At 41.6% G+C, this 11,947-nt stretch carries 11 protein-coding genes; 8 read left to right on the top strand and 3 right to left on the bottom strand.

What is annotated here, in order from left to right; translation table 11 throughout:
- Positions 1-203: 203 nt before the first annotated feature.
- Positions 204-1,406, bottom strand: coding sequence for an aromatic amino acid transport family protein (locus H5181_RS05410; protein WP_011636062.1), 1,203 nt, complete (start codon positions 1,404-1,406; stop codon positions 204-206).
- Between the two features lie 464 nt (positions 1,407-1,870).
- On the opposite strand from H5181_RS05410, the gene H5181_RS05405 reads away from it, so the two are divergent.
- The gene (locus H5181_RS05405; protein WP_011636063.1) at positions 1,871-2,425 is read left to right on the top strand and encodes a TMEM165/GDT1 family protein; all 555 of its coding nucleotides are present in this window, start codon (positions 1,871-1,873) and stop codon (positions 2,423-2,425) included.
- Between the two features lie 204 nt (positions 2,426-2,629).
- The gene (locus tag H5181_RS05400; protein ID WP_011636064.1) at positions 2,630-3,010 is read left to right on the top strand and encodes an STAS/SEC14 domain-containing protein; all 381 of its coding nucleotides are present in this window, start codon (positions 2,630-2,632) and stop codon (positions 3,008-3,010) included.
- A 100-nt stretch (positions 3,011-3,110) separates the two neighbouring features.
- Here H5181_RS05400 and H5181_RS05395 read toward each other — a convergent pair whose 3' ends face one another.
- Positions 3,111-3,305, bottom strand: coding sequence for a hypothetical protein (locus tag H5181_RS05395; protein WP_011636065.1), 195 nt, complete (start codon positions 3,303-3,305; stop codon positions 3,111-3,113).
- Between the two features lie 162 nt (positions 3,306-3,467).
- Between H5181_RS05395 and H5181_RS05390 the strand changes: the two genes are divergently transcribed.
- From H5181_RS05390 to lysS, 6 genes are all read left to right on the top strand, one after another.
- Positions 3,468-3,959 (top strand): MarR family winged helix-turn-helix transcriptional regulator, encoded by a 492-nt coding sequence (locus H5181_RS05390; protein WP_011636066.1) that lies wholly within the window; start codon positions 3,468-3,470, stop codon positions 3,957-3,959.
- Positions 3,949-5,082, top strand: coding sequence for a 23S rRNA (uracil(747)-C(5))-methyltransferase RlmC (gene rlmC, locus H5181_RS05385; protein ID WP_011636067.1), 1,134 nt, complete (start codon positions 3,949-3,951; stop codon positions 5,080-5,082). Before H5181_RS05390 ends, rlmC begins: the two co-directional genes overlap by 11 nt.
- A gap of 179 nt (positions 5,083-5,261) precedes the next feature.
- Positions 5,262-6,413 (top strand): chromate efflux transporter, encoded by a 1,152-nt coding sequence (chrA, locus tag H5181_RS05380; protein WP_011636068.1) that lies wholly within the window; start codon positions 5,262-5,264, stop codon positions 6,411-6,413.
- Positions 6,414-6,547: 134 nt separating this feature from the next.
- Positions 6,548-8,212 (top strand): methyl-accepting chemotaxis protein, encoded by a 1,665-nt coding sequence (locus H5181_RS05375; RefSeq protein ID WP_011636069.1) that lies wholly within the window; start codon positions 6,548-6,550, stop codon positions 8,210-8,212.
- A gap of 490 nt (positions 8,213-8,702) precedes the next feature.
- Positions 8,703-9,801, top strand: a protein-coding gene (prfB, locus tag H5181_RS05370; protein ID WP_162022282.1) for a peptide chain release factor 2 whose coding sequence is annotated in 2 segments (ribosomal slippage) — positions 8,703-8,777 and positions 8,779-9,801 — 1,098 coding nt in all. Because the reading frame shifts where the segments join, the coding sequence is not laid out codon by codon here.
- A 53-nt stretch (positions 9,802-9,854) separates the two neighbouring features.
- On the top strand, positions 9,855-11,357 hold the full coding sequence (gene lysS / locus H5181_RS05365; protein ID WP_011636071.1) for a lysine--tRNA ligase: 1,503 nt from the start codon (positions 9,855-9,857) through the stop codon (positions 11,355-11,357).
- A gap of 122 nt (positions 11,358-11,479) precedes the next feature.
- Here the strand turns inward: lysS and H5181_RS20885 are convergent, their stop codons facing one another.
- A complete protein-coding gene (locus tag H5181_RS20885) occupies positions 11,480-11,908 on the bottom strand; it encodes a PaaI family thioesterase (protein ID WP_182750453.1) in 429 nt (142 codons plus the stop codon).
- Between the last annotated feature and the right edge of the window lie 39 nt (positions 11,909-11,947).

Raw genomic sequence — 11,947 nt, 5'->3', positions numbered from 1 at the left:
ATTTGGGGTGTTCACGGGTAATCAATATTGCCGTCAGTCGTGTCGATTTCTTGTTTAATCATCTAGGTCAATGTTGGCGGACTATAAAAACGTCGGACCATAAAAACAAAAAAGTCAGGCTAAGCCTGACTTTAACAAAAGTTTTACTATCTTAACAGCGTTTGAAAAACTCGCTTACAAATCCATTTTATCAGTCGTCCGATTTAGGCTAATGCTACCATCAACTGCGCCACAACAATTAATGTGCCGAGCAATCCTGCGGCGATCAGCCCTAATGTGCCGCCAGAAACTTGATAACCGCCTAATTGCTGTGAGCGTTGCTTTAATGCCATCGCAATGGGTAAATAGATAATCATCACCACCAATGGAATGGCAGCAAAACCTAGCACTTTGAAAAATCCGTCTGGGTAGTAAAGCGCACATAACAGTGGTGGTATAAATGTTATTAACCATGTTTTAGCACGACCAACAGCGTCATCTTTAGCTCGGGTCAGTTCGGCGACATAATCAAATAGGCTCATGGTGACACCCAAAAATGAGGTCACCAATGCAAGGTTGGCAAATAGATCAATTGCTTGGCTGATAATGTGTGACTGGGCTAAACCTTGTAAAGCAGCAACCAGTTTAGGCAGTGAACCACCAAAGCTGTGAACTGTTTCGCCACCTAAAGAACCTAGCGTTACGAGCAACCACAGGATGTAACAAACCAGTGGAATGGTCGAGCCTATTAATAACACTTTTCTAAGTGATGCAGCATCACCCTCTAAGTAGCGCACAATGGTGGCAATACACACGTGGAAACCAAATGAAGTGAATACTACCGGGATAGCTGCTAACCATAATTGTTGTAAAGCGGTGCCCGATGCCACATCGGTTGAGTAATTGTTTAATGCACTGATTAAATTAACGTCTGGTAATAGAAATGCCACCACAATGACAAGCAGCACCACCATAGAAGTAAATAAAATACGTGATACTTTATCAATCCATTTAACACCAATGGCAATCAAGCCACCAAAAATAACCGTAAAAAGTATGACGGCGACTTGGTTGCTCATGTTAATGCCGATGGGTTGTAAACGGGTTTCTAATAGCGATGACCCTCCCATTAGATACACCATGGTTAAGGCGAATAATAAGCTAAGGAATGAGCCTCCTTGAATGAGTTGGCCGACTTTGCCCAGTGTTTTACCAGTAATGGCATGGACGTTATCGCCGACACCACTGTGAAGATTAATTTCTAACATCAGTAACGAGGTGTAAGCCGATAAACCCCAAATAACCACTAATAAGATTAATGCGGGGATCATCCCCAAAGCTGCTGTTGCTAATGGTAGCGCTAGCATGCCTCCGCCAATTGCCGTTCCCGCGACAATCGAAATAGAACCTAAAGTTTTAAAATTCACAGAAAACGTCCTGTTTAATTATTATTTTATTTGTGTCGGACATTAGCAGAAGGGTGACAGAGCAGGCAAGGATCTTTGACTGTTAAAGGCTAACAGCTATGTTTATAAACAATTACACAACAATCGACCAAACTTTTTTACACGTGATTTTTGCAATAGTGTAGCATTACGGCGTTACTGTTAAGGCTTAGGTGTTTTTATGCCAAATTTACAATGTAAAATGAGTGCGTTGAATAAAATTATTTAATCGTTATAATGCGACTTGTTTTAGGGGAGTAGCTAATCTTGTTTTGCTGTTATGGCACACAAGATGTCTGTATCAACATAATTGGCCTCATGCCATGGTGCAGACAGTAACACACTGTATATCAGTGATTTACCAAGCGAGACCTAAGCACAGTAACTGCATCAAGGGGTATGCGGTGGCTTGTGCTTAGTTGTCATTTACCCCTAGGAATATCACATTGGAAGCTTTATTCGCCTCAACTCTCACAGTTGCCATCGCTGAAATAGGCGACAAAACTCAATTATTAGCTTTACTGCTCGCGGTGAGATTTAGCAATAAAACCGCTATTATCTCAGGCATTTTGCTTGCCACATTATTAAATCATTTTCTTGCCGCATGGTTAGGTCAATGGGCAATTGCGTGGATTGATCCACAATGGACGACCTATTTGGTGGCCGGGTCATTTTTTGCTATTGCACTATGGGTCCTTATACCCGATAAAATGGATGATGATGATAATCGCTTCTATAAACTCGGTGCTTTTTCTGCAACGTTTATTTTGTTTTTTATTGCTGAAATAGGGGATAAAACTCAAATTGCGACGGTGGTCTTAGCGGCAAAATACCAAGCACTGACATGGGTTGTCATCGGCACGACATTGGGAATGTTAATTGCTAATGTCCCCGTTGTGCTGGCTGGGCATTTTAGTGCTAACAAATTGCCCATGAAACTGATTCATCGCGGTTGTGCTGTGTTGTTTGCGCTACTTGGGGTCGCTACATTGCTGTGGTAAAAGGAGGTTCCATACCGATAACCAAGTTTTTGATGCAGATACTGCCTGTGGGTTGCCCTAGGTTGTTGCCATTGCTTTTTTGTGCAGTCCGGCACACACTTCATTTTATGATTGGTTAAAATGTAAGCATGCATAGCTTTATGGATAGGCGCGTGCATGTAAATGTGTAATCGCATAGTAAACGGATAGTAAAGGAGTCACGATATGGATATGAAGAAACATGGTTTATCGATAGGCATAAACCGAATTGAAAGTGTGTTTTTTGTGACATTAAAAGCCATTGGTACATTAACCCACGAAGACTATCTCGTCATTACCCCTATGCTAGAGGGGGCATTAAGCCAAGTTGATCAGCCTAAAGTGAGTTTATTTCTTGATGCTACCGAGCTTGACGGCTGGGACTTACGCGCCGCTTGGGATGATTTAAAGCTGGGATTAAAGCACAAATCTGAGTTTGAAAGAGTGGCCATTTTGGGCAATAAAGATTGGCAAGAATGGGCGGCCAAAATTGGTAGTTGGTTTATTGCGGGTGAGATAAAATATTTCGAAGATGAAGATGACGCCTTGAAATGGCTTCGATATTAATATGATGTTCAAGCTCAGTTGCTCTCGAACGATGCAAAGGTCTTTAGCGTTGTGATGGCGTCATTAGCCCTAGGAACAGATTTTCTAGGGCTTTAACCATTTATGCCGTGGTATTAACATTATGACCACTGTTGCCAACGGGCTGCGGTGCAGGTGGCTGAGCCGCTTCAATGAGTTGTAATGCCATTTGACCTTCAACTTTTTGCTGTTCTTTAGCCATTACGGCCACTTTTAAGCTGCTGCCAGAATCAATTGTTGTTGGCATTGAAGACGGTGAATTAATACTAATTGACATGGTTAACCTTAATATAAAGTCGGATGGTAATAATATATCGGCTGAAAATCAAAATGCTTGACTCATTTTTGTTAAAAAGCATTCGTTGGAATTTTTTGATTATAGGTTGCGCACAACCAATGTTATAATTAGCTCATATTATTGGTTAGTGGAGTGAAGCCTATGTCTAGTAAAGTGCTTACTGAGTCTCAATTACCTTCAGCGCAAAATCCGCTAGCACTTGAAAACCAAGTGTGTTTTTCATTGTATAGTGCGACTAATGCGATGATCCGTGCATATCGACCATTATTGGATGAGTTATCGCTAACTTATCCGCAGTATCTAGTGATGATGGTACTTTGGAAAGAGCCGGGGATCAGTGTTAAAACCTTAGGTGAGAAATTACATCTTGATTCTGGAACATTAACACCCTTGCTAAAGCGTCTAGAAAGCAAAGGCTTAGTGAGCCGTGGCCGTAGTGAATTAGATGAACGCGTGCGAGTGTTACATGTTACTGAGCAAGGCCAACAATTACATCAGCAAGCGTTGAGTATTCCTGAACAGATGCGTTGTAAAGTGGGTGGCACTATTGAAGACTTACAACAATTAAAGCAACTGTGTGATCAAGCATTTACCATGTTAAATTCCGGAGAGGCGAGCAGCTGTGAAATGTGATTATTTTGAGCGTGGCGATTGTTTGTCATGCCGCAATATTCAACTACCTATGGTTGAGCAAGTGAGTGTAAAGCAACAACAGTTAATCGATTTGTTTCGTGGCATTTCAGTTAAGCAATGGCTAGCGCCGATATTAAGCGCAGAATCAGGTTTTCGTAATAAAGCCAAAATGGTCGTTTTAGGTGCCGCTCACAAACCTATTTTAGGTTTGGTTAATCCTAAAGGGGAGCCGGTCAGTCTATGCGACTGTTCGTTATACCCTAAAGATATGCAATTATTGTTACACCGTTTAGAACGATTTGTGCAGCAAGCTGGTATACCGCCTTATCGGGTCGATAAAAGCAAAGGCGAGCTAAAATTTATTTTACTGACTCGCAGCCAAAGTAGTGGCCAGTTTATGCTGCGTTTTGTATTACGCAGTGATCAAGCCATCGTGAGAATTGAACGAGAATTACCTCAATTATTACAAGAGTTTCCCGAAATTACCTTAGTCTCGGCCAATATTCAGCCAATCCACATGGCGATTCTTGAAGGCGAAAGGGAAATATTTTTAACGGAAACGACACGATTAGAAGAACAACTTAATAATGTACCGTTGTTTATACGGCCAAAAAGCTTTTTTCAAACGAATCCTGAAGTCGCCGCCCAGTTGTATCAAATAGCGAGGGAGTGGGTTACTGAATTCAAACCGAACTATATTTGGGATCTATTTTGTGGCGTCGGTGGATTTGGGCTGCATTGTGCTGACAGCAATATCCGTTTAACTGGGATTGAGATCGAATCTGAAGCAATAGAATGTGCCATCTTGTCAGCAACTAAACTAGGGTTTACCCAAGTGGATTTTAGCGCACTTGATTCAACTCATTTTGCCAAAGGACAATCTGCTCAAGATAAACCAGATCTTATTATTGTAAATCCACCTCGGCGCGGATTAGGAAAATCATTATGCGACTCACTGAGTGAGTTTGCACCTAAAGCAATCGTGTATTCTAGTTGTAATCCACACACCTTAATGAGCGATTTAGAGTACATTACGGGTTATCAAATCACCAAAGTTCAAATGTTTGATATGTTTCCTCATACTGATCATTTTGAAGTATTGGTTATGCTAGAACAGCTGTAATAGTCTTTGCTATCAATTAAGGTATTTTAAAAATCGTAATTAAGTACTCGTTTGGTGTCGCTAAGTTATGGGCTATATCGAGCAAAGGTAGCAGTTAGATAGTGGTGTATATTGTCATCATAAAAATGTCATCTTAATGTCATAACATTGTTTATTCACATAAAAAAGGTACTAGGACGATGTGGCAAATTTTCAGTCGCTTTTTAGCGTTAGGGTTAATCAGTTTCGGTGGCCCTGCGGCTCACATCGGCTATTTTAGAAAAGCATTTGTTGACGACTTACAATGGCTAGATGGTAAACAATATTCAAGTTTTGTTGCTCTGAGTCAGTTTATTCCAGGGCCAGGCTCAAGCCAGATAGGGTTTGCAATTGGTTATCATCGAGGTGGTTTACTGGGCGGATTAGCCGCCTTTTTAGGTTTTACTTTACCGTCTTTTTTACTGATGTTTTTATTTGCTGTGACCAGTGCACAATGGCTGGAGATAACGGCCGTAGAGGGTGCTATTCATGGCCTAAAATTACTAGCAGTAGTGGTTGTAGCTGATGCCACCTTGTCAATGTTTAATCAATTCTGTCAACGAAAAACCGCTAAAATAGTAATGGCTGCCACCGCAGTTGCTATCATATTAATGCCTTCATTATTAATGCAAATTGGCGTACTAGTTGTGGCTGCTATTATTGGCGTCATGTTAATGACTCGAGGTGACAGTATTACGCCAGATACACCTGCAATCGAGCTTAATTATGCTTGGTTAGCATTATTTATTATTGGTATAGCTGCTTCTATATATTTGATCAATCAACCTGATAGTCTTGGACAGATTTTTGCGCAATTCTTCCAAGTGGGCAGTTTAGTGTTTGGCGGTGGACATGTGGTATTGCCTTTGCTTGAAACCAGCGTCGGTGAATACATTACCCCAGATCGATTTTTAACTGGCTATGCACTTGCGCAAGCCATTCCTGGCCCTATGTTTACTTTAGCGACCTTTTTAGGGGCAGATTTATGGTTAGAGTCTCCTATTCTGGGCGCGTTGGTCGCAACGTTAGCTATTTTCCTTCCTGGTTTTTTATTGATGCTGGTGGGCTTAAAAAGTTGGCATTCTATAAGCCAACACCCAGCCATTGCTGGCGCTCTCGCTGGGGTAAATGCTGCCGTTGTTGGTTTATTGCTTTCAGCACTTTATCAGCCGGTGTTTACTAGTGCGGTAATCATGCCACTGGACATGGCGTTAGTGATTATTGGTTTTAGTCTATTAAAGGTCTTTAAGCCTGGTCTTGTATGGTTGGTAATAGGATTTGCTGCAATGGGCAGTGGATTGTCGATGTTGTAAAAAGCTGTTGTATTGTATATTTTTGCGACATGTTTCACTTTATTGGGCTGTAATTGTTCGTTAGTTAGTGTAAACATCTATAATAAATAGACTATTATATTAAATAGACCATTACCCTAAAAAGGCTTGCCACTATGCTGAGATCTTCCCTACGCAATAAACTACTGGGGTTATCGTTAATTCCACTATCGTTGATCCTCATTGTACTACTGAGTATTTTTTATGTTAATGAAGAATCGTCTTTAACCAAGGATATTGATAACTTTCGCAGTGAATTAATTTCAGAGCGTAAAAACCAACTAAAAGAAGCTGTTCAGATTGCACAAGGAGTCGTTGAGTATCAACTTGCTTTGGGGAGCAATGGTAATGTCAATGGAGCCTTACGAGATTTACGCTTTGGCAGTGCAGGCTATTTCTTTATGTATGATGATGCCGGCGTCAATATTTTTCATCCGACTATGCCTGAACTTGAAGGCCAAAACAAAATTGATATGGCCGACCCTAATGGAACCAAAATTATTGTTGGGCTATTAGATGCGGCTAAATCGGGTACTGGTAATTTTTCTTATTATTATAAAAAACCGGGTAGCGAGCAGCTTGTTGAAAAACTCGGCTTCGCAGTAATGATCCCCAATACCAATTGGATGTTAGGCTCGGGCGCTTATATTGATGATATTGAAGAGTCTATTGTTGGTTATGAAACTTATAAAACAGAAGAGATGCATCAAAAAGCATTCATGTTCCTATTAATTGCTTTAGGTCTTACTGGTATTACTGCTTTTGGCGTGGTGCTGATGGCCCATAAAATGGTGGTGCCAATTCAAAATATGGCTACATCGCTTAATGACATCGCTAAAGGTGAAGGTGATTTAACCAAACGTTTAGATATCACTAGCATCGATGAAATTGGGCAGTTAGGCAGCGCATTTAATCTGTTCATCGACAAATTACAGCATATTATGGGTGATGTTGCTGGTGCGACCGACAGGGTTAAGCAAGCAGCTCAGAGTATTAATGGTCAAACAGTGTCAATGACAGAACAACTCTATAATCACAATAATGAAATTGACCAAATTGTCACCGCAATCACAGAAATGTCGGCGACAGCACATGACGTGGCCCATAATACTAATATGGTAGCGGAAGCCACACATGCTGCCTCTGATAATGTTACGAAAGCGCAAGATTGTGTCGATACCTCATTAACGGAAGTGTCTAATTTAATGAGTCAAATTGACAATGCTGCGGCCAATGTGAAGTCATTAAGTGAACAATCTAAGAAAATTAACTCGGTGCTAAGTGTGATTGGTGGGATTGCTGATCAAACCAATTTACTGGCATTAAATGCGGCAATTGAAGCCGCGCGAGCCGGCGAGCAAGGTCGAGGTTTTGCGGTTGTTGCTGATGAAGTGAGAAACTTGGCCAGTCGAACCCAAGCCAGCACGGTTGAAATTAATGAAATGCTGTCTGAACTGCATAAGCTAGTGACCCAAACGGTACAAACTATGGAAGAAAGCCAAGTGAGTTGTTTGAGTTCGGTGGAGTCTTCTAGAGCGATTTCTGAAAGTTTAGGCGCAGTAACATCGTCAGTGACCAGCATTAATGACATGAGTACTCAAATAGCCACCGCTGCAACGGAACAAAGTTCTGTGACCGAAGAAATTAATCGTAATATCAATTCAGTGCAAGAGATTGTTAATACGTTATTGGTGGCCAGTCAAGATGCGTCCGGTATGAGTAAAACCGTTGCGGATGATGGTCAGACGTTAGCGGAGTTAGTGGGTCAATTTAAAATATAATGTTGACTTGGTAGGCAATTAAAAATGAACCCGAAGTGGTTCATTTTTTTTAGTCGCTTTTTTAATCTAACCCAGAGTCAGATCTTGAATTTAAATATTCTTAACTTGGAGTGGGGTGTTAATATAACCATAAATATCAAGGCTTTAGTTATCAACCGCTATCAAGCCTGTCATATGTTTTGCTAACAAAGCGAATGGGCGTGTCAATAGCAGGCCTATTGTAAGTCTTCTTGTGTAAAGAATAACGCAGTGAGCAAGGCAAAGGGCTGTTTGAGAGGCATTTGCTATCCCGAGTTCTGGTTAAATAGTAATAAGCTGTTCATTTCATTTATCCATTCGCGGTTAAGCGTTTTTCTCGATGTTGATTTGATGAAATATATTCGTCATTTGTTTATTAATAATCGCCCTTCTGGTCTAGGTTTAGTGCCTATCATGGGGTAAAATGCGCCGTTGCACCTTTTGTTAACCGCTAAATTTAAGTTGAATATTCATGTTTGAAGTTAATCCAGTAAAATTCAAAATTAAAGAGCTAGCCGAACGTACTGAGTTACTTCGGGGGTATCTTTGACTACGCTGCTAAAAGTGAGCGTTTAGAAGAAGTCAGTCGCGAGCTTGAAAGCCCTGAAGTGTGGAATGAGCCTGAACGTGCTCAAGCATTAGGTAAAGAGCGTGCTGCGTTAGTGGTTGTGGTTAAAACCATTGATGATATGGACACGGGTCTAGAAGACATCCAAGGGTTACTTGAGCTTGCCATTGAAGAAGATGACGAAGAAACCTTTAATGATGCTGCCGCAGAACTTGAGGAGTTAGACACCCGTCTGGCAGATCTCGAATTCCGTCGCATGTTTTCTGGCAAGAGTGATGCTTCAAACTGTTATCTTGATATTCAATCTGGTTCAGGCGGCACCGAAGCACAAGACTGGGCCAACATGGTTCTGCGCATGTATTTACGTTGGGGTGACGCGCATGGTTATAGCCCAGAGTTAATGGAAGTCACCGACGGCGATGTGGCTGGTATTAAAGGTGCTACGATTAAGTTCACTGGTGAGTATGCTTTTGGTTGGATGCGAACTGAAACCGGTGTGCACCGTTTAGTACGTAAATCGCCATTTGATTCATCAGGTAAACGTCATACTTCTTTCTGTTCTGTTTTCGTTTACCCTGAAATTGATGATGATATTGAAATCGATATCAATCCATCAGATTTACGTATCGACACTTATCGTGCTTCGGGTGCGGGTGGTCAGCACGTAAACAAAACCGATTCTGCGATACGTATTACACATTTACCAACAAACACTGTGGTGCAATGTCAAAACGATCGCTCACAACATAAAAACCGTGACTCTGCTTTTAAGCAATTAAAGGCGAAGTTGTACGAGTTAGAAATGCATAAACAAAATGCCGATAAACAAGCTGCTGAAGATGCAAAATCAGATATCGGCTGGGGCAGTCAAATTCGTTCATACGTATTAGATGACGCCCGTATCAAAGATTTACGTACAGGGGTTGAGAACCGCAACACTCAAACTGTGCTGGATGGTGATTTAGATAAGTTTATTGAAGCCAGCCTAAAATCAGGACTTTAATTAAATTAACTTTTCCGCCATGTAAGTGTGGCGAGTAAACGCGAGAATATAATATGACTGAACACGTACAAGATGAAAACAAACTGATTGCTGAACGTCGCGCTAAATTAGAACATATCCGCACCAACTGTCCTGCGAATGCTCATCCAAATACATGGCAGCGTAGTCATAAAGCGGCTGAATTACAGGCACAATATGGCGAGCAAACTAAAGAAGCGCTAGAAGAGTTAGCTTTTCAAACCAGTATTGCTGGCCGTGTTATGGCAAAGCGTGGTCCATTTTTAGTGATTCAAGACGTGTCTGGTCGTATTCAAGCTTATGCTGGTAAGCCAGTACAAGGCGATTTAAAAGAGCGTTATCAAGGTTTAGACATCGGTGACATCATTGGTGTTAAAGGTCAGCTGCATTTATCTGGCAAGGGCGACTTATACGTTAATATGGAAGAATATCAGTTACTGACCAAAGCATTGCGTCCGTTACCTGAAAAATTCCATGGTCTAACCGACCAAGAAACGCGTTATCGTCAGCGTTACGTTGATTTGATCGTTAACGAAGATTCGCGCAATGCCTTTATTATGCGCTCTAAAGTGGTTGCCGCAATCCGTAACTTTATGGTCAAAAAAGAGTTCATGGAAGTTGAAACACCAATGATGCACGTTATTCCTGGTGGTGCTTCAGCACGTCCATTTGTAACGCATCACAATGCATTAGACATGGCTATGTACTTACGTATCGCGCCAGAGCTGTACCTTAAGCGTCTAGTGGTTGGTGGTTTTGAACGTGTATTCGAAATTAACCGTAACTTCCGTAACGAAGGTTTGTCACCACGTCATAACCCAGAATTCACCATGATGGAATTCTATATGGCGTATGCTGATTACAAAGACCTAATGGACTTAACCGAAGAAATGCTGGGGTCAATTGCTCAAGAATTATTAGGCAGTACTAGCATGCCGTATGGTGAAGAAACTGTTGAGTTTGGTGGCGCTTATGCTCGTTTAAGCATGTTAGAAGCGATTCAGAAATACAATCCTGACAATGCGACTATTCAAGCTATGACCTACGAGCAAGTTAAAGACGTAGAGTTTATGCGCGACTTAGCATCGAGCCTAGGCATCAAGTTAGAGAAATTCTGGACTTGTGGTCAATTACTTGAAGAAATCTTCGGTGAAACTGCTGAAACTAAGTTAATGCAACCTACGTTCATTACTGGTTACCCAGCTGATATTTCACCTTTGGCGCGTCGTAATGATAACAATGACTTCATTACCGATCGTTTTGAGTTCTTTATCGGTGGCCGCGAAGTGGCTAACGGCTTTAGTGAGCTCAACGATGCTGAAGATCAAGACAACCGCTTTAAAGCGCAAGTTGATGCGAAAGATGCAGGCGATGACGAAGCAATGTTCTATGACGCTGACTACATCACAGCACTAGAGCACGGTTTACCACCAACAGCAGGTCAAGGTATTGGTATCGACCGTTTAGTGATGCTATTCACTAACACGCATACCATTCGCGACGTGATTTTATTCCCAGCGATGCGCCCACAAGCGTAATGGCGTAGGTCGGCAGTAGCTGACACTCAGGAATAATCAAAACCAGCTTTCGGGCTGGTTTTTTTTGACTAAAATTAACAGGAAGTTTGTCTAGTACTTGTTAATTTACTGTTTGCAAAACGCTAGCCAATGACACCGCTTTTAGGTTGGATAAACTTTGCCGATGCTGTCACGAAAGCTTTATTGTCAACATAGAGCGCCGCTTCTAATTGGTACATCCCTAAGCGTTGGCTCACCAATCGACCGACAATTTTGATGGCATCACCAACCTTTATAGGGGCAACAAAGCGGATGGTCATTTCGGCTGTTAAGGCCTTAATACCTTGCATCAGCAAACAATGAGTCATCGCCGCATCGACTAAGGCACTGGCGACGCCGCCATGCAAGAAGTTGTTGTAGCCTTGAAGCTGCGGACTTACTTTATGATAACCGACAACTTGATTGTCACCGTCAGCAAAAAATTTACACTGTAACGACAATGGATTTTGTTTAGCGTCGCCACAGACAACACATTGACTGTGGCTTTGTTTGCTATCCTGATAACGGTTCACACAAGACCTTATTTATTGATGAGTATACATCCCAGCAAT

The sequence above is a fragment of the Shewanella sp. SG44-2 genome, from assembly GCF_014164215.1.
GTDB classification, from domain to species: Bacteria; Pseudomonadota; Gammaproteobacteria; order Enterobacterales; family Shewanellaceae; genus Shewanella; species Shewanella frigidimarina.
Note: the sequence above shows the minus strand (reverse complement) of the source record. Positions and strands in the feature narration are given on the sequence as shown.